The organism is Dactylosporangium sp. CS-033363 (genome assembly GCF_050942475.1).
Taxonomy (GTDB): domain Bacteria; phylum Actinomycetota; class Actinomycetes; order Mycobacteriales; family Micromonosporaceae; genus Dactylosporangium.
Window position 1 is genome coordinate 628,245 of sequence record NZ_CP192032.1, and the last position, 25,732, is coordinate 653,976.

Consider the following 25,732-nt stretch of genomic DNA (forward strand, 5'->3'; position numbering starts at 1 on the left):
GGTCATACCAGCGGTACACTCGATGGCATGACGACCAAGGTGACTCTCTCCTTTTCCGACCAGACCATCGCCGACGCCCGCCACTGGGCCGAACGCGACGGGGTGTCGCTCAGCGCGTGGATCGACCGCGCCACGCAGGAGCGCGCCCTGCGGGAGATCTTCACGGCCCACGCCGAGGCGGTCCGCCGCGCCAAGATCGATCTCGACGCGTCCGCACTCGCCGACGAGGAGGAGATCGCGCTCGTCAACGCCGAGCTATACCGTGGACGCCGTGCGTCGCGGTGAAGTGTGGCTCATCAAGGGTGCCCGGGAGCGGTACGGTCTCATCGTCAGCTCCGACGTGTTCAACAGCACCGACGTCCCGGTGGTGATCGTGGCGGAGGTGACGGACGCCGAGGAGCTGCGGGACTCCCCGCTCGCGGTGGAGCTCGACGAGCTCGTCGTCATGCCCGACCGGCTGTCGTCGCCGCTGAAGCGGTGGTTCGTGGAGCGGGTGGCGGTCGCCGACACCAGCACCATGCACAACGTCTCGCGCGCGCTGCGCATCCTGCAGGATCTCTGAGGTGTACCTCTAGAGTGACTCCATGACGTCCGAGGTGACGGTCGGCACGGGTGCCGGCCTCGACACCGCCGACATGGTGCTCAACATCGGCCCGCAGCACCCGTCGACCCACGGCGTGCTGCGCCTGCGGCTGGTCCTCGACGGCGAGCGGGTGCTCAGCGCCGAGCCGATCATCGGGTACATGCACCGCGGCGCCGAGAAGCTCTTCGAGGTGCGCGACTACCGCCAGATCATCATGCTGGCGAACCGGCACGACTGGCTGTCGGCCTTCTGCAACGAGCTCGGCGTGGTGCTGGCCGTCGAGCGTCTGATGGGCATCGAGGTCCCGGAGCGCGCGGTCTGGCTGCGCACCGCGCTGGCCGAACTCAACCGGGTGCTCAATCACCTCATGTTCCTGGGCTCGTACCCGCTCGAGATCGGCGCCATCACGCCCGTCTTCTACGCGTTCCGCGAGCGCGAGACGATTCAGGCGGTGCTGGAAGAAGCGAGCGGCGGGCGGATGCACTACATGTACAACCGCGTCGGTGGCTTGAAAGAGGAAGTGCCGGCCGGCTGGACGGGGCGCGCCCGCACCGCGATCGACCAGGTGCGCAGGCGCATGCCCGACCTCGACAAGCTGATCCGCAACAACGAGATCTTCCGGGCCCGAACGGTCGGCGTCGGGGTCCTCACCGCCGAGCAGGCCGCCGCGTTCGGCGCGTCCGGCCCGGTCGCCCGCGCCTCCGGCCTCGACCTCGACCTGCGCCGCGACGAGCCGTACCTGGCCTATGGCGAGCTCGACGTGCCGGTGGTGACCCGCACGACCGGCGACTGCCACGCGCGCTTCGAGGTGCTCCTGGACCAGGTGTACGTCTCGCTCGACCTCGCCCAGCAGTGCCTCGACCGCGTCGACCAGCTCACCGGCCCGGTCAACGTGCGCCTGCCGAAGGTGGTCAAGGCCCCGGAGGGCCACACGTACGCGTGGACCGAGAACCCGCTCGGCATCAACGGGTACTACCTGGTCTCCCGCGGCGAGAAGACCCCTTGGCGGCTGAAGCTGCGGACCGCCTCGTACGCCAACGTCCAGGCCCTCTCCACCCTGCTCCCGGGCACCCTGGTCCCCGACCTCATCGCCATCCTGGGATCGATGTTCTTCGTCGTCGGCGACATCGACAAATAGGGTTATCCACAGGGTGGAGTTCGGTCTTCCTTGGGCACGGCGGGGTGCCGTACGGTCGGTGCCGGGGAGGTCGGATGGGTCGGGAGATCGACGAGGCTTGGATCGAGGAGGCGGTCGAGCGCTACCGCCGAATCGAGGCCCTGCAGGCCAAGTTCGACAAGGCGGTGCGGACCGTCGAGGTGACCGTGCGCTCGGCCGACGGCCTGGTCGAGGTCCTGGTCACCGCGGACGGCACGATCCGCGACGTGCGGATCAACGGGCCGCTGCAGAACAGGACGAACGAGTCCGTGTCGCGGGCGCTCCGGGAGGCGGTGACCGCCGCGGGGGACGCTGCGGCCTGGGCTCGCAAGAAGCTCCAGGCCGAGACCTTCGGCGACTACCGCGAACTCCGATGACGACGACCAGCGCAACCCATCGACCCGCCGCGCCACGGGCCGAGCCGGACCGTTCCGCTGCGCTGCCGGTTGAGCCGGACCGGCCCACCGCGCCGCGGGGTCGGTTCACCACGCCGCTGGCCACGTCGAATCGGCCCGCTGGGCTGTGGGTGCGGCGCGATCGGCTTGCCGCGCCGCGGATCGAGCCGGGCCGCTCCGCCACGCTGCCGGATCGGCCGCGCCCACTCGCCGTGCCGTGGGTCGGGCCGGACCGTTCCACTGCGCCGCCGGTTGAGCCGTTGATTGAGCGGGGCCGACTGCGAGGTTGGCCGCGCCGACGCGCCGCGTCGTGGGGTGAGCCGCGCCGACGCGGTGGGTCGTGGGGTGAGCCGTGCCGACGCGCCGCGTCGTGGGGCGGGCCGGACTGTTTGGCCGCGCTGCCGATTGAGCCGCGGCTTGGGCCGGGCCGACTGACCGTGCTTCGGGGCTGGTCGCGCCGACTCGCCGCGCCTTGGGTTGGGTCGGGGTGGTTGACCGTGTTGCGGGATTGGCCGCGCCGACTTGCCGTGGCACGCGATTCGGCGGGTGGGATGACTCAAACGGCTGCGGCGGGAGGTTGAAGTGCGGCTCGAAGACCTTGCGCGGCGGCTGGATGCAGTCGCCGATGAGCTCGCCGGTGCGGGCACCACCATGAACGTCGTCGATCCCGGGGCGCGGGTCTTCGGGGCGGACTCTGATGGGGCGTTGGGGCAGGCCAGTCGTGACCTGTATCGGCTGCTTGCCATCGCGCTGGCCGAGCGGGGGCATGAGGCAGTGGCCCATGGCGCGCGGCTGGCCGAAACCGCCGATGCGGTGCGGAAGGCGGCCGCCGGGTATCGCGGGGCCGAGGAAGGGCGGCCGTGATGGGTGCCGATGCGCTTGAGAGGCTCGCCGAGCCCGGGGACGATCTCCTGCAAAAGGTCGGAACGCTGCTCGCCGGCGGGGGAGTGCCGCCCAGCGCCGTCGAGTTGGTGCGGCGGGTCGGGGCGCTGCCGGCCGACGTGCTGGAGTACGCGCTCAAGCTCGATGTCGACGCCCTCCGTACCGCGGCCGGCGAGGTCCGGGCGCTGCGGGATCAGTTTCGGGGGCAGGCCGCGAAGGTCGGAGCCGATGTCGGCGACAGCGCTTGGGAGGGGACGGGCGCCGAGGCGTTCCGGACCGCATGGGGCGGGCTCAACCAACACCTCGACAGCATCGTCGAGCGGCTCGATGCCACCGCCGGCTACGCGGAAGGGGTGGCGAGCTGGGCCGCGGGGTTCCGGTACGAGCTGGCCGAAGCCGTCGCCCGGGTCATCTCCTCCGCCGAGGCCGTCGTCGTCGTGACCTCGGGTGGGGTGCCGGCCGTGCAGGCGGCGGGAAAGATCGCCGAGCGGGTGCTGCGGACCGCGGCCGAGGGGCTGGACGCGGCCGAGGAGCTGCGGCGGCGCTGGGAACCCAGGCTCGGGCGGTTGGAGTGGCAGCTGCTCGCGGTACAAGAGGGGGCGGTTATCCCTGGAGTCACGCGCGTCGAACTCTAGGCGTGCTCGAGGGCCAGGCGGGTGCTGAACGCGACCAGGATGCCGCCCGTCGCGGCGTCCAGCGTGCGGCGGACTCGGCGGTTGGCGAAGAAGCGGCGGGCGCGGTTCAGCAGGGCCACGATGAGCTGCAGGTAGAGCAGCGAGAGCAGGGCGTGGCTCAGGGCGTACGCCAGGAGGGTGAGCGGCGGGGAGGACGGGCCCAGGAACTGGGGCAGCACGGCCAGGTAGAAGACCAGGACCTTCGGGTTCGTGATGTTCGACAGGAAGCCCTGCCGGAAGCCGGTCAGCGCCGCGCGGGAGTCGGGGACGGCCTCGTCCAGGGCCGGATACCGGCCGCGGTAGCAGGAGCGGAACGAGTCGAAGGCCAGGTAGAGCAGGTACCCGATGCCGGCCCACTTCACCGCCTGGAACAGCGGTTCGACGCGGACGATGACGGCGCCCAGGCCGGCCACCGCGGCTGCGCCCTGCAGGACGTTCGACGCGCTCACGCCGGCCGAGGCCCAGGCGCCCCGGAGGCGGCCGCCCATCAGGGTGTTCTTGACGACGATGGTGAAGTCGGCGCCGGGGATGAGGACGAGCATCGCGGCGAAGATCAGGAACTGGAGGTACGAGCTCATCTGATCACGATCGGGGTGTCGATCAGGTGGACGTCCATCGGGCGGCCGGGCTCGAACCACGGGGCGTCGAGCGGGGCGTCCGGGCGGGCGTGCCAGTGCCGGCCGGTGCGCCGGACGCCGAGCGGGTAGATGGTCAGCGAGCCGTCGCGCTGGAAGTGCAGGCGGAGGAAGCCTTTGTAGCCGGTGATGCCCTGGCCGGCGAACAGCTCGTTGAGGTTCACGTCGAACTTGGCCGCGATGAGCAGGTACAGCGCGAACAGTTCGCCGGCGGCGACGGCGGCCAGCGGGAGGTACAGGACGACGGAAATCAGCAGCGGGAACGGCCAGGCGAGGTCCACGAACGGCAGGCTGAGCCACGCCCAGGTGCCCAGCGTGGCCAGGCCCACGAACGCCAGGCCGTGCAGCAGGCCGAGCAGCCAGTGCCTTGGCCTTCGCTGGCCGGCCGAGCGGGGCATCGCGAGCATGCACGTGCCCAGGAGGTCGATGATCACCATGAGCACGGCCGGCACGGTGACCAGGCGCTGCTCGACGCCCGACACCACGCGGTCGGCGGCGTTGACGAACGACAGCATCGTGAGCAGCTGCAACAGGCCCAGAAGAGCCAGGAACACAGGATTTCGCCACGATACGCGCCAAAAGACGCCCAACGCGAGCCCGCGCGACTGGGCCTTGGTCGGGAAGGTCTGCTTGAGCTCGTAGGTGCGCGACGGCGACGCGTTGCGGACCAGCGAGCGCACCGGCGGCACCGAGATCTTCTCGGGCAGCTCGTGGGTCGGGTAGAGGTACGCGCCGCCGCCGCCCGACGTGATCAGCTCGCGGCCGGGGCGGGAGTAGCGGGCGTAGTGGTGCAGGTCGCCGGAGATCATCGCGCGCACCTCGGCGCCCGTCGGGTCGATGATCGTGCGGACGAAGTAGTCGAGGCTGTCGTACGCCTTGCGGTCGTCGGTCGCCTCCACCCAGCTCGGCGACGGCGGGCAGATGATGACCTTGTCGCCGGGGCCGAGGCGGGCCGCCACCGAGCGGAAGTACCGCAGCTGCGGGTCGTCGATGTAGGCGCCCGCCTGCACGTCCAGCCCGAGCAGCCACCAGCGGTTGGGCAGCTGGACCGCGAAGTACGACCTCGACTGCCGGGTCCGCCACCCGCCGACCGAGCCCTCGTCGCCGCGGACGAAGAGCCGCAGAAAGGCGGTGAGCCCGTCGTACCAGTCGTGGTTGCCCGGCACCGCATACATCCTCGGCTGCGGACCCTCGGCGGGGATCTCCGGCATCGCCGCGCGGAACGGGCCCTTGAAGCGGTCCTCGTACTGCTGCCCGCTCGCCGTCGGATAGACCTGGTCGCCGCCGAGGACGAGCACCTCGCCCCGCGGCAGCTCCTGGCCGTCGACGCTCAGGCTCGGCTGGGCCAGCAGATAGGCCACCGAGTAGGTCGCGTTGAACCCGTCGCCGGTGTCGGCCGCGTAGTCCAGCCACAGCTCGCCGTCGTCCGGCCATGCCGTGTCGCTGGATTCGCCGGTTTCGTCGGTGAGCTCGCCGGCGAAGCCAGGCCCCTCGCGGAGGATGCGCGGCGAGAGTGCGTCCTGCAGCTCGCGCTTGTCGAGGTACGCCCCGAAGAGGTCGGCCAGCACCACCCGCACCGCCGTACCGCTCAGCAGCACCGGGCTCAGCCACGGCACGCCCCGCCGCGGGGTGAACCCCATCTGCTCCGGGTCCAGCGCGGTCGGCCGCCCGCCGGGTGGCGCGGGCAGGGCCTCGGCGTCCTCCTGGGGGAGCGGCAGCAGCGGCTCGCCCGGGTCGGCGCTCAGCTCACCAGGCGCGGGCGGCATATCGTCGGGCATCACGCGCCGGACGTTACCCGGCTAACGACCAAGGGGGAAACCCCTCGCGCGACGCCCGGGGGCGTGCCGTACACTTGGGAACCGTTGCCGCCTTAGCTCAGTCGGCAGAGCGATTCACTCGTAATGAATAGGTCAACGGTTCGATTCCGTTAGGCGGCTCGGCAACAGGGCCCGGGACAGGCGTCCCGGGCCCTTTCCGTGTGCTCAGGCCGGCTCGAAATCCAGACGCTCAGGCCGGCTCGAAAACCAGACGCTCAGGCCCGCTCGAAGCAGGCCGAGATCGACCCTGCGTACGGCGGGCGGCCGGCCTCGATCGGCATGCGCGTCACCGAGAGCACGCGCAGGCCCTTGGCCAGCTCGATCGAGAGCACCACGCCCGACTTGAGGGTGTGGATGCCGTCGCGGCTGCCGCCGGTGTCGACCGGGAACCAGTTGCCCTCGCCGTTGCTGCCCCAGATGCGCAGCGCGTAGGCGTCGTTGCCGCTGTCGGCGCCGACGTTGAGCCACACCTTGCGCGGGTCGGCGAGCCCGGCCTGTACCGGCGGGATCGTCAGTGACGTCTGGGTGGCCTCCAGCTGGATCGGCCCGAATGATGCGCCCATCTCTTCCTCCTCATCGAATGCCCGCGGGCCGCCGAGGGTCGGCCACGCCTGGGTGCCGTCCGCGCGCGGGTCGCCGACCACGGACAGGTGCCCGTGCTCGCGGTGCTGGTCGCGGTCGGGGTCGTGCGGCAGGTACGGCCGCCAGGTCCAGGCCGGGTAGTGCTTGCCGTCCTGGTCGGCGTCGTGGTTGCTGAAGATCTCGTCGTTGCTGATGCCGTACTTCGCCCGCGGGTCCCGGGCCCGCCGGATGTCGTCGAGCACCTTGCGCGCGTCCAGTCCGAGCCCGGGGACGTTCGGGAAGTCCCCGGCCGTCACGATGTTGTCGCCCCAGCCGGGGAAATCGTGCGGCGTGTGGTCGCTCTTCTCGTCGTGCAGGTCGTTGCCCACCGTGCCCCACGACTTGGGGTCAGTGCCCGGCGGAACGGCCCGCGGCGCGGCCAGCTGCAGCTGCTCGAACAGGGCGAGGATGGACTTTGCCGCTCTCCATGCCATAACCGGCTCCTCCTCGTGTTGCGTACACAAGGCAGATGCACGAGGAGGAGCCGTGATTCGGTCGGGCTTCTTACAGTCGGCGCACCGGGCCGCCGCCGTCCGGGCCGGTCATCTTCTCCAGCGCCTCCAACGGCGTGCGCGAGCCGGGGATGGTGCGCGCGGCGATGGCCCCGGACGCGATGGCGGCGGCGAAGGACGTGCCGCTCCAGCTGGCCGCCCCGGTGAACTTCTGCCGGCCCTCGGGGAGCTCCACCTCGGCCTCGTTGAGGTACTCGGCCACGATTGCCACCCCTGGCGCGGCGTACTGCACCCACGGCAGCTTCGCGCTCCAGTCCGGCACGGCGCCGTTGCCGTCGAGCGCTCCCACGGCGACCACCGGCGGGATCGCGGCCGGCCAGGTCGCCGAGTGCTTGTCGCGGCCCTTGGTGAGCGTCTCGAACAGGCCGTGGTTGCCCGCCGCCGCCACCACGAGCACGTTCGCGCCGATCCGCTCGATCGCGCGCGCGATGACCAGCGGCGGGCCGCCGGCCAGGGTGTAGCAGCCGAGCGAGAGGTTGAGGATGTCCAGCGGCCGGTCCGGATCGGCGGCCAGGTCCATGATCGCGCGGGCGGTCTCCCACGAGCTGGCCCGGGCGGTGACCGAGTCGAGCAGCGCCAGCTCGACGATCTCGGCCCCCGGCGCGTACGCCTTGATCAGGCTCTTCACGAAGATCGCGTGGCCGGAGCGGTACGGCACCGGGTCGGTCCCGGGCGGCGCCGGCTTGGTGTCGATGACGCCGACGCGCACGCCCCGGCCGGAGGTCTCGTCGACCGGGGCGCCGAGCGGGGCGATGGTCACCGGGCCCTCGACGAACCCGGGCGGGCCGCCGTCCATCGGCTTGTGGCTCTCGCCGACGACCGCCTCCACGTCGCGGTTGCGCCCCATCGTCGGCATCCAGCCGTCGCGCTCGGCGGCGCAGCGCTGGCGCACGATGGCCAGGGCCTCGCCGACGTCCATGGACGCGATCCCCCGGACGAGGGCCAGGCCGAGTCGCTCGTCCCGGTCGGAATCCGCAATCGGGTTGTACGGGATGTCCAGACGTTCCAGCATGTCCTCGACGACCTTCAGGTGCAGGAGATCGACGACGAGCTCATCCGGGTTGTCCACCATGGCGCCAGTGTCCTTTCACACGGGAGGTCCAGCTGTCCGAATACGGACCAGAGTCGCCAACCGCGCCGGTGATACACCCGGACGGGCTGCTGGAGCGCGCGGCCGCGGCCGTCGCGGCGGTCGACCGCGATCCCGGCAGCGGGTTGCCGCTGGCCGAGCGGGCCGCCCGCGCGGCGGTGCGGGCCGGGGACGCGGCGGCCGCCTCGACCGCCGAGCGGGCCTGGGGCCACGCGCTGCTGCACAAGGGGGACCTCGCCGGCGCGGTGCGGCACCTGGGCCGCGCCGCCGCCTGGGGTACCCGCGCCGGCTCGCCCCAGCTGACCGCCGAGGCCCGGCACAAGCTCGCCTTCGCCGTGCTCCAGCGCGGGCGGCCCCAGGCGGCGCTGCGCGAGATCGACGCGGCCCTGCCCGACCTCGACGGGGTGCCGGCCGCGCGGGCGCGGGCGCAGCGCGGGATCGTGCTGCACAACATGGGCCGGCTGGACGAGGCGCTGGGCGAGTACGACGCCGCGCTTCGGGTCCTGCGGCGGGAGGCGGACCTGCTCGGGGTACAACGGATGCTCATCAATCGTGCGCTCGTGCACGCCGACCGGCACGCGTTCGCCGCGGCCGCGCGGGATCTGGGGGAGGCCGAGCAGCTCGCCCGGGAGCTCGGGCGGCCGCTGACCATCGGGCTCATCGCGAACAACCTCGGCCTGATGGAGACCCTGCGCGGGGACGTGCCGGCGGCGCTGCGGCACCTGGACCGGGCCGAGCGGATCATCGGGGCGCACGGGGCGCAGCTCGGGACCCTGCACCAGGATCGGGCCGAGCTGCTGCTGACGGTCGGGCTCACCGCGGAGGCGGGGCAGGCGGCGGCGCGGGCGGTGTCGACGTACCGGCGCGAGCACCGGCATCTCAAGGTGCCCGAGGTGCAGCTGCTGCTGGCCCAGGCCGAGCTGCTGTCCGGGAATCCGGCGGCGGCCGGGCGGCACGCGGACGCGGCGCGGCGGGCGTTCCGGGCCCAGGACCGTCCGGCGTACGCCGAGCTCGCCCGGCTCGGCGGCCTGCGCGCCCGGCTGGCCGGTGGGGGCCGGCCGCGGGTGCCGGTCGCGGTGCTCGACGCGATGCTGGCCACGCTCGCGACCGCCGGCTGGCCCGGGGCGGCCACGGACGCCGCACTCGTCGCGGCCCGCCTCGTCAACGATGGGGCGCCGTACCTCGCCCGGGCCGCCGCGGCCGCGCGGAGCCGGGGGCCGGCGCTGGTGCGGGCGCGCGGGTGGTACGCGCGGGCCTTGCAGCGGCAGGCGCTCGGCGACACGTCCGGGACGCTGGCCGCGACCCGCGCGGGCTTGCGCATCCTGGACGAGCACGGGGCCGCGATGGGCGCCACCGACCTGCGCGTGCACGCCGCCGCGCACCGGGCCGACCTGGCCGCGCTCGGGCTGGAGACGGCGTTCGCGACCGGGCGGCCGGCGACGCTGCTGGAGTTCTCGGAGCGGGCCCGGGCCAGCCGGCTGCCCGCCACGCCGGTCCGGCCGCCCGACGATCCGCTGCTGACCGAACTGCTCGCGCGGTTGCGCGCGGTCATGCACGCCGATCGGCCGTCGGCAGCCCGGCAGGCAATGCTGGAGCGGCGGATCCGGGATCGCAGCCGGCACCTGGACGGCGGGTCGGGGACGCCGGCGGGGCGGCCGGCGTCGGTCGCGGAGCTCGGGGCGGCGCTGGGGGAGTGCGGGCTGGTCGAGTACGTCCGCCGGAACGGTGCCCTGTATGCGATCACCGTCGTCGACGGGCGGGCCCGGGTGCACGAACTCGGCTCAGCGGACGTGGGTGATCTCGTCGATCGGGTCGCGTTCGCGGTGAGCCGGCTGGATCGGCCCGCGGCGGCCGCGCTGCTCGCCGACGCCGCCAGCCGGCTCGACGCGCTGCTGCTCGGGCCGCTCGGGCTCGGCGATCGGCCGCTGGTCGCGGTGCCGACCGGGCCGCTGCACTCGCTGCCCTGGGCGCTATTGCCCTCGTGCGCCGGGCGGCCGATCACCGTGGCCCCGTCGGCGACGCTGTGGCTGCGCGCGCAGGCGCGGGTCGCGGACGGCGGACCCGTGGTCGCGGTGGCCGGTCCCGGGCTGGCGGCGGCCGGGCCCGAGGCGGCGGCGGTCGCGGCGCGGCACGGCGGGGTCGCGCTGACCGGCGCGGACGCGACCGTGGCGGCGACGCTGGCCGCGCTGGCCACGGCCGGGCTTGCGCACTTGGCCGCACATGGACAGCTGTCGGCGGAGAACCCGCTGTTCTCGGCGATCGCGCTCGCCGACGGGCCGCTCATGGTGTTCGACATCGAGCGGCTGCCGCGCGTTCCGCACACGCTCGTGCTGGCCGCCTGCGACGGCGGACGTCCGGTTGTGCGCACCGGCGACGAGCTCATGGGGCTCGGCGTGGCGTTTCTCGCGCGCGGGGCCGCGCAGCTGATCGCGCCGGTGCTGCCGGTGCCGGATGCGAGCACCCATTCGCTCATGCTCGCCTTCCACGAGGGACTGGCCCGCGGCCGCTCGCCGGCCGAAGCGCTCGCCGATGCGCAGGTCGCGCTCGCGGATGCGCGGTCGGCCGCGAGTTTCATCTGCATCGGCGCCGGATTTCGTCAGGTCCGCGGCGCGCCGGTCGATTGGGCCGGGGTGGAATCGGGACGGCGGGATGCGTGAGGCCGTGGCCGCCGCGCTCAGTCGGGGCGCGAGCGAGATTTCGTCAGGTCCGCGGCGCGCCGGTCGATTGGGCCGGGGTGGAATCGGGACGGCGGGATGCGTGAGGCCGTGGCCGCCGCGCTCAGTCGGGGCGCGAGCGAGGGGCGCAGCACCGCGGTGCTGCTCGTCGGCCTGGAGGGCGCCGACGGCGAAGCGCGGGACGGGTTCGGCGAGCTGATGCGCCGCAGCGTGCTGCGCGACGATCCGATCGGCCGGTTCGGCGACGGGTACGCCGCGGTGCTGCAGGACATCCGCAGCGTCGACAACGCCGAGGCGGTCGCGCGGCGCATCGCCGTGGCCGGACCCGCGCGCATCGGCATCGCGGTCGCCGCGCCCGGCGAATACGGGGCCGACGACCTGCTCAACCGGGCCGCGCTCGCCCTGCAGGAGGCGCGCAGCCGGCCGGACGGGGCGCCCTGGGCCTGCTACGAGCCGGATCCGACGGCGACCACACCGCTCGCCGAGGCGCTGCACGAGGCGAGCACAAACGACCAACTGCGGCTCTTGTACCAGCCGATCGTGGCCCTTCCCGACGGTGCGCTGACCGGCGTGGAGGCGCTGGTCCGCTGGGCGCACCCGGAACGCGGCACGCTCGATCCGGACGCGTTCGTGCCGCTCGCCGAGCGCATCGGGCTGATCGGCGAGATCGGGCGCTGGGTGCTGCAGGAGGCCACCACCCAGGCCGCGCGCTGGCAGCGGCGGCTGCCGGCCCTGCAGCTCAATGTGAACGTCTCGCCGCGCCAGCTGGACGACGACGGTTTCGCGGCCGAGGTGCTGCGCATCCTCGAGCGAACGGGCTTCTTCCCCGGCAATCTGGTGCTCGAAGTGACCGAGGGCGCGGTCATCGGCGCGCCGGCCTCGGTCGCGCAGCTGGCCGTGCTGAGCAACGCGGGCATTCGCATCGCGCTGGACGACTTCGGCACCGGGTACTCCTCGCTGCGCTACCTCGCCCGCCTCCCCGTCGATGTGCTCAAGCTCGACCGGCTGTTCGTGGCCGAACTCGACGGCACCTCCCGCGGCGGCGCGGTCGCGCAGGCCGTGCTGCGCCTCGGGCAGATCCTGAACCTGGACACCGTGGCCGAGGGCGTCGAGAGTGAGGCGCAGGCGCGCGAGCTGACGCTGCTCGGCTGCCACAAGGCCCAGGGATATCACTTCGCTCGCCCGCTCACCCCGGCTGAGCTGCAGCGCTGGCTTCCGGCCGGCGATCTGTCGCGGTACGAGGCGGAGGTCTGGGGCCCCGAGGTGTGATACTGCACGGGCCATGGGTGCCCACCTTCGCCTCCGCATCGGCGTGTCCCTCGCCGCCGTAGTCGTGGCCGCGGTGGCCGCGTCCGTTCTGCCCGGGTTGCCCGGTGCGATCGCGCTCGTCGCGGCCGCGTGCACCGCCGGGGCGCTGCTCGGCTGGCCGGGCGCGATCGGCGGACTCCTGCTGCTGTTCCTCGCCGACGGGATCGCGGCCCAGGTCGCGGTGGTGCTCGCCGGTGTACTGGCACCGCCCGCCATGTGGGCCTGGCGCCGCTGGACGGTGCGCGAACGGCGCATCCGCGCGCACGCGGCCGCGGCCGAGCGGGACCGGGTGGCGGTGGAGCTGCCCGAGACGCTCGACATGGCGCCGCTGCCCGATCTGGTCGCGGGGATCACGGAGGAGTGGTCGGCGCGTACCGGCATCGGGGTCATCCTGCACAGCGCCGGCTTGGAGGAGGCCGGCGACATGCCACCCCGGGCGGGCATCGAGCTGGGCTGGATCCTCAGCGAGTCGCTGGGCAATGTGGCCGCACACGCGCGCGCGGAGACGGTCGCGGTCACGCTCGGCCGCGACGGCGACGGCATCATGCTGGAGGTCCGCGACGACGGGGTCGGCTTCGCGTCCGCGCAGGCCGCCCACCGCGGGATCGCCGGCATGCAGGAGCGGGCGCGCGCCTGCGGCGGGCAGCTGACGGTCTGGTCGCGGCCGGGTCAGGGGACCAGGGTCACCGCCGTCTTTCCGGCCGCTCAGGCCGCGCAGGTGGTCGCGGGGCCCACGTGGCGGGTCCGGCTGGGGGCCGGATTGGCCGCTGCTGTAGTACCGCTGGTGGTCATCGCCGCCTTCAGCACCTCCGGCGGCCTCACGACACCGCTCGCGGCCGACGACGGCCAGCTGCCCTTCGACCCGAACGCGACGCACGGCCCGGCGACCGCGCTGCCCGCCTCGGAGGCGGGGCCCGGCCGCGCGTCCTCGACCGCGAGCCCGACCGCCACCGCGTCGCGCGGCGCGTCCGTGCGGCCGTCGGATTCGGCGGCGCCGACCGGCACCGGCACCGGCCCGGGCGTCCCGCCGCCGCCCGCCCCGCCGCCCGGCACGCTCGCGGCGGAGCAGCGCAGCTGCCGGGTCACGTACGTGAAGCGCACCGAGTGGAACCCCGGCTTCGTGGCCGACGTGACGCTGACCAACCTGACCGGGGCGGAGCTGCGGGGCTGGACGCTGCGCTTCGACTACCCGGGCGGGCAGAAGGTCACCAGCTACTGGAACGCGATCGCCTCCCAGAGCGGGACGGCGGTGACGGTCCGCCCGACCGGCGACCAGCCGACGGTGGCGGCCGGCGGGTCGCTCACGTTCGGCATCCAGGGCACGTGGCAGGGCGCCAACCCGAACCCGCCCGGCTTCACCGTCAACGGCTCGCCGTGCGGCTGAGCCAGTGGACGATCGCCTCGGTGCGGTTGTTCACCTGCAGCTTCAGGTAGATCTGACTCACCCGGTTGCGCACGGTCTTCTCGGCCAGGGCCAGCCGCTCGGCGATCACCGCGTTCGGCTCGCCCGCCGCGATCAGCTCCATGATGTCCAGCTCCCGCTGGGTGAGCGGCTGGCGGAACGGCCCGGAACCGTGCTCCGGCGGGCGGCTCTGCACGTGGTCGACGACGACCGACAGCGGCCCCGGCGACAGGCGGCTGTGCCCGGCGGCCGTGGCGATGACCGCGTCGAGCAGATCCGTGCGCGTGTACTGCCCCTCGACCAGAATGCTGCGCGCGCCCGAGCGCAAAGCGGTGAGCACATCGCCCGGCACGATCGCGTGGGCCACGATCAGCACCGGCGGGCGCGGGCCCGGCAGGGTGGCCAGCGCCGCCAGCTCGCGCACCGGTGAAAGCGTGTGCAAGACGATTACATCCGCCGCCGGGGTGTTGCCCCCGAGGACATCGACGATCGGGCGCACCTCCACGCCGTCCGCCACGGGGCGGATCAGCTCGGCCAGCGCGTGCCCGGTACCGCTGATCACCAGCACTTTCGTCACGGGCGCCACGACACCACGGACCCCGCGGGGTTGGCAACGAGTTCCGAAACTTTTCGCGGGACTGGTGACCCGCCGCCCCGGGACATCGATGCCAACGATGGTGCTCATCGTTTCGTACCGATGTCTGGATGTTTACGATCGCCAGTCACGGGAGCGCTCCCACAACCGCTCCCCACCACTGGAGGAAGCATGCGCTTCAAAGTCTTGGCCGCGGCCGCCACCGCGGCCGCGCTCGTCTCGCTGGGCGTGGTGGTCACACTGCCGTCCGCCGGGGCGCAGACCAACGCTCAGGCGGCCGTCCCCGCCAAGGACTGGCTGCACACGTCCGGCAACAAGATCGTCGACGCCAACGGCAACGAGGTCTGGCTCACCGGCACCAACTGGTTCGGCTTCAACGCGACCGAGCGGGTCTTCCACGGCCTGTGGTCGGGCAACATCACCGAGATCACCAAGTCGATGGCGGACCGGGGCATCAACCTGGTCCGGGTGCCGATCTCGACCCAGCTGCTGCTGGAGTGGAAGAACGGCCAGGCGGCGGTGCCGAGCGGCGTGAACACGTACGCGAACCCGGAGCTGGTCGGCAAGACCTCGCTCGGCGTCTTCGACTACTTCCTGCAGCTCTGTGAGCAGTTCGGCATCAAGGTGATGCTGGACGTGCACTCGGCCGAGGCGGACAACTCCGGGCACCTGTACCCGGTGTGGTGGAAGGGCTCGATCACCACCGAGAACTTCTACCAGGGCTGGGAGTACATCGCCCAGCGGTACAAGAACAACGACACCCTGATCGCGGCGGACATCAAGAACGAGCCGCACGGCAAGTGGAGCGAGAGCCCGCGGGCCAAGTGGGACAACTCCACCGACCAGGACAACTTCAAGAACACGTGCCAGACCGCGGGCAGCCGCATCCTCGCCATCAACCCGGACATGCTCATCATGTGCGAGGGCATCGAGATCTTCCCGAAGAACGGCACCAACTGGTCCTCGACGAGCGAGGCCGACTACTACGGCGACTGGTGGGGCGGCAACCTGCGCGGGGTCGCGCAGTACCCGGTCAACCTGGGCAACCACATCGTGTACTCGCCGCACGACTACGGCCCGCTCGTCTACGAGCAGCCGTGGTTCCAGAAGCCGTTCGACAAGACCTCGCTGACCCAGGACGTGTGGGGCCCGAACTGGCTGTACATCCACCAGAACAACATCGCGCCGCTGCTCGTCGGCGAGTGGGGCGGCCGCCTCGGCCAGGATGCGCGGCAGGACAAGTGGATGCTCGCGCTGCGCGACCTGATCGCCGAAACGCGCATCTCCCAGACGTTCTGGGTGCTCAACCCGAACTCCGGCGACACCGGCGGCCTGCTGCTGGACGACTGGAAGACGTGGGACGAGGCCAAGTACGCGATGCTGAAGCCGGCGCTCTGGCAGTACAGCGGAAAGTTCGTCGGTCTTGACCACCAGGTGCGTCTCGGCGCCAACGGGATGAGCCTGGCCGACCGCTACGGCGGCACCGTGAACCCCTCGGACTCGGCCTCGCCGTCGAAGTCGCCGTCGGCGTCTCCGTCCCCCTCGAAGTCGCCGTCCACTTCGCCGTCGGTGTCCACGCCGCCGCCGAGCGGGAAGATTCGCGTGCAGTACAAGAACAACAGCCCGGCCACGAACGACCAGGAGATCAAGCCGGGCCTGCAGGTGGTCAACGCCGGCTCTGCGGCGCTCGCGCTGAACACGGTGACCGTGCGCTACTACTTCACACGGGACAACGCGTCGTACAGCATCTGGTGCGACTGGGCGCAGATCGGCTGCGGCAACCTGGCCACGCGCGTGGTGAACCTGCCGGCCGCGGTCAACGGCGCGGATGCGTACATCGAGGTCGGCTTCACCGGGGGCTCGCTCGCTCCCGGGGCGAACACGGGCGAGATGCAGCTGCGGGTCAGCCGGACCGACTGGCAGCCGGTCAACGAGAGCAACGACTACTCCCGCGGTACCGCGACGTCCTATGTGGACGCCGCCACCGTGCCCGGCTACGTGGGTGGATCGCTCGCCTGGGGCGTGCAGCCCTAGCCGTGCCGCTCCTCGTAGGCCTGGCGCGATCCGCAGACCGACGCCCGGCTGCACGAGCAGCGTGAACCGTCGGCGTCCATGCGGACGATGACCGAGTCGCGGGGAACGCTGTGGCCCACCACGCGGCCCTCGCCGTCCGGAGTGCTCACCCGCGCTCCGACGGCGGGGGCCGTCGCCTGGAACTGGGCATAGAGCGGATGCTCGTACTTCAAGCAGCACATGAGCCGCCCGCACGCGCCGGAAATGCGCAGCGGATTGAGCGGCAGGTCCTGGTCCTTCGCCATGCGGATGGTGACCGGCTCGAAGTCGTTGAGGAACGTGGCGCAGCACAGGTCGCGCCCGCACGAGCCGATCCCGCCCTGGACGCGGGCCGAATCGCGCGCGGACAGCTGCCGCAGCTCCACCCGGCAGTGCAGGGTCGCGCCCAGGTCCCGTACCAGGGAACGGAAATCCACCCGATGGGGTGCGGTGAAGTAGATGGTCGTCCGCGCGCCCTGCCCGCCCGGGGAGTCCAGTACGTGATCTACTGCGACGACCTTCATCGGCAGCTCGTGGTCGCGGATCAGCCGCTTCGCCGCGACCTTGGCCTCGGCCTTGCGCTTGCGCAGCAGCTCGTCGCGGCGCAGGTCGTCGTCGCCGGCCATGGCGACCAGGCGCGGGAAGCCCTCGGTCTCCTCGGTGACCCACTGGGCGGCCCAGACGCACTCGGCCACCTCGGGCCCGTCGTCGGTCGGCACCAGCACGCGGTCGCCCACCTGCGGGCGCAGCTCGCCCGGGTCGAAGTAGAACAGCCGCCCGTAGCGATTGAAACTCACCGCGCACAGCATGCCCATGGCGATCACAGTAACGCGGGTCACGCCGGGCGCCTACGGCCCGCGATCGGATGACAGGAAAAGTAGGGAAAAGTCCGACTCGACACTTTTGGTGGACGACGTACCTATACCGACCCTTTCGTCGTTACTAGTGCGGATGGGACCGCAAAAAGGGGCGTAACTCCGGCCGGGAAGGCCTCGTTGGGCGCAGCAGTGGCACGCCCTGACGGGCTTGCTCCCGTACTCCCCGGTCTCGGAGGACCTCATCGCTATGACGGCATCTGTAGCTTCCGCGCGCCCAAAAACAGCCCGACTCCTCGCCACCCTCGCTGCCGCAGGGCTGCTCGGAGCAGCGTGCCCGGTCGCGTTAGCGGCTCCCGCCTCGGCGGGCGCGGCGGAGAGCTCCGGCTGCCCCAACGGCTTCGGCGCCACCGCCGCCGCCAACACGCTGGCCGTGGGCGGGCTCGATTTGCGCGGCATCGGCCTCAAGACGCCCCCGCTCCCGGAGCTGCGAGCGGCCACCGCGCACTCCGGGTTCGCCGGCGGCCCGGCCCGCGCGGCGGCGGACGCCCGCTACATCCAGAGCAGCGGCGTGCTGCCGCCCGGCCTCATCGGCCCGAGCGCCTACCAGCAGGCCCCTCCACCGAACGAAAAGCCTGCGACGGTACCCGTACAAGGCGTCAACCTCGGCGCCCTCACCGTCGGCACGGGTGGCCTGAGCGCCCACGCCACGTGGAAGGACGCCGCACAGTGCACGGAGTCGGCCGGCCCCCGCGCCACCGCCGACGCCCGCCTCGGCGGCCTGTCGATCCTGCCGGGCCGCGGCGGCAAGGCCCTGCTGCGCTTCGGCGCGATCGAGAGCTCGACCGAGACCGGCGTCGGCAAGGTCTCGGGCAAGGCCGCCGCAAAGGCCGGCGCCACGGGTGACATCGCCGACTTCAGCCTCCTCGCCGGCACCCCGGCCGCGATGGGCGTCCGGGTGATCAGTCCGCCGACCCTCGCGGTCGCCGCCAGCTCGTCGAGCAAGACCGTCGACTACAAGGCCCCCGTCCTGGAGGTCCGCGTCCCCGGCCGCGACGCGGTGAAGCTCGACTCGGCCGGCTCGCACGTCGACGTGGTCGTCCCGGTCGACGGCAACTCCCGCACGGAGGCCGAGGACCTCGGCCGCGCCGAGAACCTCCCGGTCGCCGGCCTGCCGCTGCTGGACCTGCTGGGCGGCGCGACGAGCGCCCTGTCCGGCACCCTCGCCGGCGCCACCGCCATCCCCGAGTCGCTGCTCGCCGGCCTCCTCCCGGGCCTCCCGGTCGTCGGCGGCGGCGAGTCCACGGTCCGCAACACCGAAGGCAAGTCGACCCACCCCGCGCGCGCGGTGGTGCTGCGGGTCGAGCTGGGATCGGTCGAGAAGCAGACGAGCCAGACCGGCTTGTACGCCAAGGCGTACTCGGTCCGCGTCAAGCTGATCGTGCGCACGAAGTGGAAGTCCGGCGGGTACGGCGACCAGACCGACCAGACCACCATCCTCGACCTGGGCGTGTGCGCCCTCGAGGCCGCGGCGGCCGCCCCGTCCTCCTCCGGCGGCTACGGCACGGGCGGCCACTCGGGCGGCTACGGCGGCGTGAGCGGCGACACCGGCGGCGGTGGCGGCGGCACGCTCCCCGTCACGGGCTCGACCACCGCGATCGTGGTGGGCGCCGGCCTGCTGCTGGTCGTCGCGGGGCGGATGTTCGTGGTGCTGTCCCGCCGGCGGTCGTCGGCGGTCTGAGACCCCTCGTAAAACCCCTTCGCTGCCCGTGCAGCTCTTCCTCCGGGAGGGCTGCCCGGGCGGCGTTTTTTGTCGTACCCCACGGCTACGGTTTTGGTTGCGGCGATTGGCGGCGACAAGTTCGAACCAGCACCAGAACGCGGATTGGAGACTTGCATGGGTTGAGGTGCATGAGCTGACGTGCATCAGCGCGCGGCAAGAATCCCGAGCGCCGTCGTCGTTGCCGCCGTCGTCGTCCGTCGTCGCCCACCGCCGTCCGCTGGCCGTTGCCGCCGTGGTCCGTCGTCCGCCGTTGCCCGCCCGTCGCTGCCCGCCCGTCGCCGCTGCCCGTCGCCCGCTGCCCGTCGCCCGCTGCCCGCCGCTGCCCGCCCGCCGGTCGCTGCCCGCCCGTCGCCGCCCGGCCGTTGCCGCCGTGGTCCGTCGCCCGCCAGTCGCTGCCCGCCGCCCGTCGCTGCCCGCCAGTCGCCCGCCTGTCGCCGCTGTCCGTCGCCGCCCGCCCGTCGCCGTCGTCCGCTGTCCGTCGTCCGGCGCCGGTCTGCGGGGGCCCCGGAAACACGAAAGCCGCCCCCGGGAGTCCAGGAACGGTTGGCGGGGCGATGCGCGGGCGGCGGGCCTATTTCGGGACCAGGCGGCGGAGTATCGCGGCGAATTCCAGGGCGGCTGAGGCGACCCGCTGGGCGCCGAGGATGGCGGTGGCGTAGCTGCCGTTCATGCCTGACGTCAGTTCGATCTGCACGTCGCCGTCGTCGATCAGCAGGATCGGGTCGCCGTCGTCCTCGGTGATGACGGTGTGGATGGCGCGCAGGTCCAGGGAGACCACGGGGCTCAGTTCTTCTTCGTCGTCCAGCATCGCTACCAGCTCCAAAAGGCCAAGCAGTCCGGGGGGCGCGGCGGCCGTGCGGCTCGCAGCGATTGGCGGCCGCCGCGCCCTGTTGGGCAGCGCGAGGCTTGGACCGCCCAGCCCGGCTCCGCGCTACGAACAACATAGTAGCCGTTTGGCCCTAAGGCCAGTACCCCCTGCGCCGATTGAACTTCGTATGGTCGCCAGCATGATCTCCCGGAGTTCCGGCTTGTCGCTGTATCGGCAGGTCGCGGACGCGATTCGGCAACAGATCATCAGCGGTGAACTGCCGCCGGGGAGTCTGCTGCCCTCGGAGAAGTACCTGGCCGAGGAGCACGATGTCGGTCGCGACACGATTCGAGACGCGATGGCGCACCTGCGCAGCGAGGGTCTCGTCGAGAGCAAGCGCGGCTATCGCAGTCGAGTGCGCTCGCTGCAGCAGCGTGAACGGGTCTGGCTGCATCCGGGCGAGGTCGTCACCGCCCGCATGCCCACGCCGGTGGAGAAGAAAGAGCACAGCATGCAGGAAGGCGTGCCTGTGCTCGTGGTGGGAGACCGTGCCTACCCGGCCGACCGGTACGAGTTCGGACCCGCCGAGAACGCCGGCTGAAACCGGCGAGAACGCCGGCTGAAACCCGGCGGCGAACGCCAGGTCACGAAAAGACACTTGGCTGAGCAAAACGCGTAGGTAACGCGTATCACCCGCAAATAAGTTGTTCAACGCTGCCCGCTGAACCGATGCTTGTGGCAAGCAAGTATCGGCGACGAGCGGGGAGTACGCGGGCGTGCATGAAGAGATCGGGCGGGAGGTCGGCCGGTTCATCCGGCTGTCCGAGCGGCTCTTTGCCACGCTCAAGTGGAACGAGGCCGGTCGCGGCCTCGAGCGCCCCGCCTACCTGCTGCTGAGCCGGATCGCGGTCGACGGGCCGTTCCGGCTCTCGGCCCTCGCCGCCGATGTGAGCCTCGACCTCTCGACCGTCAGCCGGCAGGTCGCCGCGCTGGAGACGGCCGGGCTGATCGGGCGGTACCCGGACCCGCACGACCGCCGCGCCAGCCTGGTCGAGGTGACCGAGCTCGGGCGCGAGGTGTTCGCCGAGAACCGGGCCCGCTGGCTGGCCACGTGGGAAGAACTGCTCGCGGACTGGACACCGGAGCAGCGCGAGGAGTTCGCCGCGCTGTTCGCCCGTCTGAACGAGTCCATTGCGCAACGTCTGCCGAAAGAAAGAGACGCTCGATGAACGAAGCCCGGCCAGCCCTGGCCCACAAGCAGATTCTGCTGCTGATGGGCGGCCTCATGACGGGCATGCTGCTCGCCGCGCTCGACCAGACCATCGTCGGCACCGCGCTGCCCACGATCGTCGGCGACCTCGGCGGGCTCGACCACTACTCGTGGGTCGTCACCGCGTACCTGCTGGCGTCCACCGCGTCGACGCCGCTGTACGGCAAGATCAGCGACCTCTACGGCCGGCGCCCCGTGCTGCTGTTCGCGATCGCGACCTTCCTGGCCGGATCGCTGCTCGCCGGGCTGAGCCAGAACATGCCCGAGCTGATCGCGACCCGCGCGCTGCAGGGCATCGGCGCCGGTGGTCTGATGACGCTGGCGTTCACGATCGTCTCGGACGTGGTCGCCCCGCGCGAGCGGGCGCGGTACCAGGGCCTGTTCGGCGCGGTGTTCGGCATCTCCTCCGTCGCCGGTCCGCTGGTCGGCGGCTACTTCGCCGAGACCGACTGGCGCTGGATCTTCTACATCAACGTGCCGTTGGCGATTTTCGCGCTGTTCGTCTGTGCTCGTGTGCTGCGGCTCGTCCCGCACACCCGCCGCGACCACAAGGTGGACTACCTCGGCGCCGCGTTCATGGTGGCCGGGTCGAGCGCGCTGCTGCTGGCCCTGTCGCTGGGCGGCACCGACGGCTACGCCTGGGACTCGGTCACGATCCTCGGCCTGTTCGCCGCGTTCGCGGTGCTCGCCGCGGCGTTCATCGTCGTCGAGAGCCGTGCGCAGGAGCCGATCCTGCCGCTGCGGCTGTTCAAGCGCGCGACGTTCTCGCTGTCGAATGCGGCCACGTTCATTCTCGGCTTCGCGATGTTCGGCTCGATCATCTACGTCCCGCTGTACCTGCAGATCGTCAAGGGCGCCACGCCGACCCGCTCGGGCCTGCTCATGCTGCCGATGATGGCGGGCGTCATCGTGACGTCGATCGTGTCCGGGCGCATCATCTCGAAGGTCGGGCGCTACAAGTGGTTCCCGGTCGCCGGTACCGTCATCATGGGCTCCGGCTTGTTGCTCTTCACGACGCTGCAGGTGAACACGCCGCTGTGGCAGGCGTTCATCTACATGACCGTGATCGGCGTGGGCCTGGGCATGGCGATGCAGCCGCTCATTCTGGCCGTGCAGAACTCGCTCGAGCTGCGTGACATGGGCGCCGGTACCTCCGCCGCCACGTTCTTCCGCTCGCTCGGCGGTTCGGTCGGCGTCGCGGCGCTCGGCGCGGTCATGAACAGCAAGCTCAGCAGCGGCAGCGGCGGCGTGTCGATCAACGCTCCGGCGCAGGTGCGGGCGCTGCCGGCGGCCCAGCTGGAGATGGTCGAGCGGCTGTTCGTCAACGCGCTGCACCCGGTGTTCCTGTCCGCCGCGGTCGTCGCGCTGGTCGGAACGCTCATCACGCTGGCCCTGCCGAACAAGTCGCTGCAGGGCAGCACGCCGGTGGAGACGACCACGGGCGAGGATGCCGCGGCGGAGATGGAAGCGAAAGCCGCCGCTTTCTAGACAAATCACGATATGGCCGGATTCCTGAAAAGGCATCCGGCCATATTTTGTTACCGGTGGGTTTTCATTGTGGCGCAGGACACATTACTTTTGCAGGCATGCGCAGCACGATGATGAAGACACCCCTGCTGATCTCCCGCATTTTGCAGCACGGCAGCACCGTCCACGGCGACTCCGAGGTCGCCACCTGGACCGGCGAGGGCGCCCGGCGGACCAACTACGCCGAGGTCGGCCGGCAGGCCGCGCGCCTCGCCCACGCGTTGCGCGGGCTCGGGGTCACCGGCGACGAGCGCGTCGGCACCCTGATGTGGAACAACGCCGAGCATCTGGTCGCGTACCTCGCGGTGCCGAGCATGGGCGCCGTGCTGCACACCCTCAACCTGCGCCTGTTTCCCGAGCAGCTGATCTACATCGCCAACCACGCCGAGGACCGCGTGGTCATCGTCGACTCGACGCTGATCCCGCTGCTGGCCGGCGTCCTGCCGCACCTGACCACGATCCGGCACATCGTCGTGGTCGGCGGCGGCGACACCGCCAAGCTCGCCAAGGACGGCGTCGAGGTGCACGCCTGGGACGAACTGCTCGCGGGCAAGCCGGACACGTTCGAATGGCCGGATGTGGACGAGGACGACGCGGCGGCGTTGTGCTACACGAGCGGTACCACGGGAAACCCCAAAGGCGTCGCCTACTCCCACCGCTCGATCTACCTCCACTCGATGGAGGTGTGCATGGCGGAGTCCTTCGGCCTCGGCCCGCAGATGCGCAACCTGGTGATCGTCCCCATGTTCCACGCGATGGCCTGGGGCCTGCCCTACGCCGCGCTCATGAGCGGCGCGCAGCTCGTCATGCCCGACCGGTTCCTGCAGGCCGCCCCGCTGGCCAAGATGATCGAGGTGGAGAAGCCGTCCTTCGCCGGTGCGGTGCCGACGATCTTCAACGACCTGCTGGCGTACCTCGACGCCAACCCGACCGACGTCTCCTCGCTCAAGGAGGTCGTCATCGGCGGCTCGGCCTGCCCGCCGGCGCTCATGCACGCGTACGCCGAGCGCTACGACATCCAGGTCATCCACGCCTGGGGCATGACCGAGATGTCGCCGCTCGGCTCGATCGCGCGGGCGCCGTTCGGCACCGAGGGCCCCGAGGCCTGGGCGTACCGCTACACCCAGGGCCGCATCCCGGCCGGCGTCGAGGGCCGCATCGTGGGCCCGACCGGCGAGGTCATGCCCGCGGACGGCAAGGCGGTCGGCGAGCTGCTGGTGCGCGGGCCGTGGATCACCGCGCAGTACATCGGCGAGGACGGCCCCGATCCGGACAAGTTCGACAACGGCTGGTTGCGCACGGGCGACGTCGGCACGCTCACCCCGAACGGGTACCTCACGCTGACCGACCGCGCCAAGGACGTCATCAAGTCCGGCGGTGAGTGGATCAGCTCGGTCGACCTGGAGAACGCGCTCATGGCCCACCCGGCCGTGCTCGAGGCCTGCGTGGTCGGGGTGCCGGACGACAAGTGGGGCGAGCGGCCGCTCGCGACGGTGGTGCTCAAGGAGGGCCAGACCGCCGACGCGGCGACCCTGCGCGAGTTCCTGTCCGCGAAGGTCGCGCGGTGGCAGCTGCCCGAGCGCTGGTCGTTCATCGAGGCGGTGCCGAAGACCTCGGTCGGCAAGTTCGACAAGAAGCGGGTCCGGTCCGACTATGCAGGCGGGGACCTGGAGGTGGTAGAGATCAACGGGTGACCCGCCCGGCCAAGATTGCGTTGGCGATCACCGCCGCCCTGTCGGCGTGTGTGATCGCGCTCTGCGGCGTGGCCCTGGCACTCAAGGACTGGGTGCCAGGGCTCGCGGGCTGCGCCGATCCGACCCGCCCCGCCAAGACCTCGGTCATCACCGAAAAGGCGAGGATCGAGCAGTCGTACCCCACGATGAAGCCGATCCAGTCCGTCCACTGGCAGGAGCACGAGGCCCGGGCGCGCAGCTGCCCCGAGATCGGCCCGATGGACTACGAGATGAACGGTTTCGCGGTGCTGACCGCGCAGCGCGCGGCGGCCGCCCCGGACGGACCGGCCGCGGCCGACCCCGACGTGCCGGCCGACCTGCGCCCGTTCGCCCCGCCGTCGCCGCACTGGATCACCGTGGGCGACGGCCTGCTGCTCGATCGAGCGTCCGCGACCGTGTACTTCACGCGCTTTTCTTCGCGGCCGCCTTCTTCGCCGGGGCCTTCTTGGCCGGCGTCGCCTTCTTCGCGGGGGCCTTCTTCGCCGCCGCCTTCTTGATCGGCGTCGGCTTGGACTCCTCGTCCTCGTCCGACTCGGCCGGCTCCTCGCCGCGGGCGGCCCGGGCCCGCTCGACCGACGCCCGCAGCGCGGCCATCAGGTCGACCGCCGCGGCCGGGGCCTCCTCGGCCTCCTCCGGCTGCACGACCTCGCGCCCGGCCACCTTGGCGTCGATGACCTCCTGCAGCGCCTCGCGGTAGTTGTCGGTGTACGTCGACGGGTCGAAGTCGGCCGCCATCGACTCGATGAGCGATCCGGCCATCGCCAGCTCGGCCGGGCGCGCCGTCACGTCCTCGTCGAGGATGTCGAACTTGGCCGCGCGAATCTCGTCCGGCCACAACATGGTGTTCAACACGAGCACGTTGTCGCGGACCCGCAGCGTCGCCAGCTGCTCGCGCTGCCGCAGCGCGACCTTGACGATCGCCACCCGCTCGACGTTGGTCAGCGCGTCCCGCAGCAGCGCGTACGGCTTGGCCGCGGTCTGCTCGGGCTCGAGGTAGTACGCCTTGTTGTACAAGATCGGATCGACCTGCTCGGTCGGCACGAACTCGAGCACCTCGATCGCGCGGCTCGTGGTCAGCGGCAGCTCGGCGAAGTCCTCGTCGGTGAGGATGACCATCTCGCCGCCGCCCAGGTCGTAGCCCTTGGCGATGTCGTCGTAGGCGACCTCTTCGCCGTCGATCGAGCAGACCCGCTTGTACTTGACCCGCCCGCCGTCCTCCCGGTGCACCTGGTGGAAGCGGATGTCCTTCTCTTCCGTCGCCGAATAGAGGCGGACGGCGATCGAGACCAACCCGAAGGAGACCGCGCCCTTCCAGATCGCGCGCATGAGGATCCTTTCCGCAGCGTATCGACCATGCAATCTTCAGCTTCGCATCGTTTTGACCTGGGCGCGAGCAACT

Annotated in this window: 24 protein-coding genes and 1 tRNA gene; 17 read left to right on the forward strand and 8 right to left on the reverse strand. The window is 71.6% G+C overall.

Annotated elements, in window-relative coordinates:
* The first annotated feature begins 27 nt into the window (after positions 1–27).
* From ACQPZ4_RS02925 to ACQPZ4_RS02950, 6 genes are all read left to right on the forward strand, one after another.
* The gene (locus ACQPZ4_RS02925; protein ID WP_433055687.1) at positions 28–285 is read left to right on the forward strand and encodes a DUF6364 family protein; all 258 of its coding nucleotides are present in this window, start codon (positions 28–30) and stop codon (positions 283–285) included.
* On the forward strand, positions 263–562 hold the full coding sequence (locus ACQPZ4_RS02930; RefSeq protein WP_433055690.1) for a type II toxin-antitoxin system PemK/MazF family toxin: 300 nt from the start codon (positions 263–265) through the stop codon (positions 560–562). Before ACQPZ4_RS02925 ends, ACQPZ4_RS02930 begins: the two co-directional genes overlap by 23 nt.
* 22 nt (positions 563–584) lie before the next feature.
* Positions 585–1,721: an NADH-quinone oxidoreductase subunit D gene (locus ACQPZ4_RS02935; RefSeq protein ID WP_433055693.1), complete on the forward strand. Its 1,137-nt coding sequence runs from the start codon at positions 585–587 to the stop codon at positions 1,719–1,721.
* Positions 1,722–1,795: 74 nt separating this feature from the next.
* Entirely contained in the window at positions 1,796–2,116 is a 321-nt protein-coding gene (locus ACQPZ4_RS02940) for a YbaB/EbfC family nucleoid-associated protein (protein WP_433055696.1), read from the forward strand.
* A 600-nt stretch (positions 2,117–2,716) separates the two neighbouring features.
* Positions 2,717–2,998, forward strand: coding sequence for a hypothetical protein (locus tag ACQPZ4_RS02945; protein WP_433055699.1), 282 nt, complete (start codon positions 2,717–2,719; stop codon positions 2,996–2,998).
* Complete coding sequence (locus ACQPZ4_RS02950) at positions 2,998–3,651, forward strand: WXG100 family type VII secretion target (protein ID WP_433066192.1); 654 nt, start codon at positions 2,998–3,000, stop codon at positions 3,649–3,651. The genes ACQPZ4_RS02945 and ACQPZ4_RS02950 overlap by 1 nt, the downstream gene beginning before the upstream one ends.
* On the opposite strand, the gene ACQPZ4_RS02955 is transcribed toward ACQPZ4_RS02950, so the two are convergent.
* Both ACQPZ4_RS02955 and ACQPZ4_RS02960 read right to left on the reverse strand, forming a co-directional pair.
* Positions 3,648–4,268, reverse strand: coding sequence for a LysE family translocator (locus tag ACQPZ4_RS02955; protein ID WP_433055702.1), 621 nt, complete (start codon positions 4,266–4,268; stop codon positions 3,648–3,650). The two genes, ACQPZ4_RS02950 and ACQPZ4_RS02955, sit on opposite strands and share 4 nt — an antisense overlap.
* The gene (locus ACQPZ4_RS02960; protein ID WP_433066195.1) at positions 4,265–6,103 is read right to left on the reverse strand and encodes a metallophosphoesterase family protein; all 1,839 of its coding nucleotides are present in this window, start codon (positions 6,101–6,103) and stop codon (positions 4,265–4,267) included. Before ACQPZ4_RS02960 ends, ACQPZ4_RS02955 begins: the two co-directional genes overlap by 4 nt.
* 86 nt (positions 6,104–6,189) lie before the next feature.
* On the opposite strand from ACQPZ4_RS02960, the gene ACQPZ4_RS02965 reads away from it, so the two are divergent.
* A tRNA-Thr gene (locus tag ACQPZ4_RS02965) sits at positions 6,190–6,262 on the forward strand.
* A 95-nt stretch (positions 6,263–6,357) separates the two neighbouring features.
* Here ACQPZ4_RS02965 and ACQPZ4_RS02970 read toward each other — a convergent pair.
* Positions 6,358–7,197, reverse strand: coding sequence for a hypothetical protein (locus ACQPZ4_RS02970; protein WP_433055705.1), 840 nt, complete (start codon positions 7,195–7,197; stop codon positions 6,358–6,360).
* Between the two features lie 70 nt (positions 7,198–7,267).
* Positions 7,268–8,347 (reverse strand): S8 family peptidase, encoded by a 1,080-nt coding sequence (locus ACQPZ4_RS02975; RefSeq protein ID WP_433055708.1) that lies wholly within the window; start codon positions 8,345–8,347, stop codon positions 7,268–7,270.
* 68 nt (positions 8,348–8,415) lie between these two features.
* On the opposite strand from ACQPZ4_RS02975, the gene ACQPZ4_RS02980 reads away from it, so the two are divergent.
* The 3 genes from ACQPZ4_RS02980 to ACQPZ4_RS02990 all read left to right on the forward strand — a co-directional run bounded on the left by ACQPZ4_RS02980 (position 8,416) and on the right by ACQPZ4_RS02990 (position 13,732).
* Complete coding sequence (locus ACQPZ4_RS02980; RefSeq protein ID WP_433055711.1) at positions 8,416–11,022, forward strand: CHAT domain-containing protein; 2,607 nt, start codon at positions 8,416–8,418, stop codon at positions 11,020–11,022.
* 96 nt (positions 11,023–11,118) lie between these two features.
* A complete protein-coding gene (locus ACQPZ4_RS02985; protein WP_433055714.1) occupies positions 11,119–12,309 on the forward strand; it encodes a putative bifunctional diguanylate cyclase/phosphodiesterase in 1,191 nt (396 codons plus the stop codon).
* Positions 12,310–12,322: 13 nt separating this feature from the next.
* On the forward strand, positions 12,323–13,732 hold the full coding sequence (locus ACQPZ4_RS02990; RefSeq protein WP_433055717.1) for a cellulose binding domain-containing protein: 1,410 nt from the start codon (positions 12,323–12,325) through the stop codon (positions 13,730–13,732).
* Here ACQPZ4_RS02990 and ACQPZ4_RS02995 read toward each other — a convergent pair.
* On the reverse strand, positions 13,710–14,327 hold the full coding sequence (locus ACQPZ4_RS02995; RefSeq protein WP_433055720.1) for a LuxR C-terminal-related transcriptional regulator: 618 nt from the start codon (positions 14,325–14,327) through the stop codon (positions 13,710–13,712). The genes ACQPZ4_RS02990 and ACQPZ4_RS02995 overlap by 23 nt on opposite strands.
* 189 nt (positions 14,328–14,516) lie before the next feature.
* Here ACQPZ4_RS02995 and ACQPZ4_RS03000 point away from each other — a divergent pair, with 189 nt between their 5' ends.
* Positions 14,517–16,379: a cellulase family glycosylhydrolase gene (locus ACQPZ4_RS03000; protein WP_433055723.1), complete on the forward strand. Its 1,863-nt coding sequence runs from the start codon at positions 14,517–14,519 to the stop codon at positions 16,377–16,379.
* Here ACQPZ4_RS03000 and ACQPZ4_RS03005 read toward each other — a convergent pair.
* Positions 16,376–17,212 carry a PSP1 domain-containing protein gene (locus ACQPZ4_RS03005; protein ID WP_433066197.1) on the reverse strand — a complete coding sequence of 279 codons (837 nt, stop codon included), beginning with the start codon at positions 17,210–17,212 and terminating at the stop codon, positions 16,376–16,378. The genes ACQPZ4_RS03000 and ACQPZ4_RS03005 overlap by 4 nt on opposite strands.
* 433 nt (positions 17,213–17,645) lie before the next feature.
* On the opposite strand from ACQPZ4_RS03005, the gene ACQPZ4_RS03010 reads away from it, so the two are divergent.
* Entirely contained in the window at positions 17,646–18,953 is a 1,308-nt protein-coding gene (locus ACQPZ4_RS03010; RefSeq protein WP_433055726.1) for a hypothetical protein, read from the forward strand.
* Positions 18,954–19,566: 613 nt separating this feature from the next.
* Here the strand turns inward: ACQPZ4_RS03010 and ACQPZ4_RS03015 are convergent.
* On the reverse strand, positions 19,567–19,803 hold the full coding sequence (locus ACQPZ4_RS03015) for a hypothetical protein (protein ID WP_433055729.1): 237 nt from the start codon (positions 19,801–19,803) through the stop codon (positions 19,567–19,569).
* A 199-nt stretch (positions 19,804–20,002) separates the two neighbouring features.
* Between ACQPZ4_RS03015 and ACQPZ4_RS03020 the strand changes: the two genes are divergently transcribed.
* From ACQPZ4_RS03020 to ACQPZ4_RS03040, 5 genes are all read left to right on the forward strand, one after another.
* Positions 20,003–20,404, forward strand: coding sequence for a winged helix-turn-helix domain-containing protein (locus ACQPZ4_RS03020; protein WP_433055732.1), 402 nt, complete (start codon positions 20,003–20,005; stop codon positions 20,402–20,404).
* 175 nt (positions 20,405–20,579) lie between these two features.
* Positions 20,580–21,032 (forward strand): MarR family winged helix-turn-helix transcriptional regulator, encoded by a 453-nt coding sequence (locus ACQPZ4_RS03025; RefSeq protein WP_433055735.1) that lies wholly within the window; start codon positions 20,580–20,582, stop codon positions 21,030–21,032.
* Positions 21,029–22,561: an MDR family MFS transporter gene (locus ACQPZ4_RS03030; RefSeq protein WP_433055738.1), complete on the forward strand. Its 1,533-nt coding sequence runs from the start codon at positions 21,029–21,031 to the stop codon at positions 22,559–22,561. Before ACQPZ4_RS03025 ends, ACQPZ4_RS03030 begins: the two co-directional genes overlap by 4 nt.
* A gap of 98 nt (positions 22,562–22,659) precedes the next feature.
* Positions 22,660–24,294, forward strand: a complete 1,635-nt coding sequence (locus ACQPZ4_RS03035) for a fatty acid--CoA ligase (protein WP_433055741.1) — start codon at positions 22,660–22,662, stop codon at positions 24,292–24,294.
* Positions 24,291–24,830: a hypothetical protein gene (locus tag ACQPZ4_RS03040; RefSeq protein ID WP_433055744.1), complete on the forward strand. Its 540-nt coding sequence runs from the start codon at positions 24,291–24,293 to the stop codon at positions 24,828–24,830. Before ACQPZ4_RS03035 ends, ACQPZ4_RS03040 begins: the two co-directional genes overlap by 4 nt.
* Here ACQPZ4_RS03040 and ACQPZ4_RS03045 read toward each other — a convergent pair.
* Positions 24,736–25,659 carry a Ku protein gene (locus ACQPZ4_RS03045; RefSeq protein ID WP_433055747.1) on the reverse strand — a complete coding sequence of 308 codons (924 nt, stop codon included), beginning with the start codon at positions 25,657–25,659 and terminating at the stop codon, positions 24,736–24,738. The two genes, ACQPZ4_RS03040 and ACQPZ4_RS03045, sit on opposite strands and share 95 nt — an antisense overlap.
* Positions 25,660–25,732 lie beyond the last annotated feature (73 nt).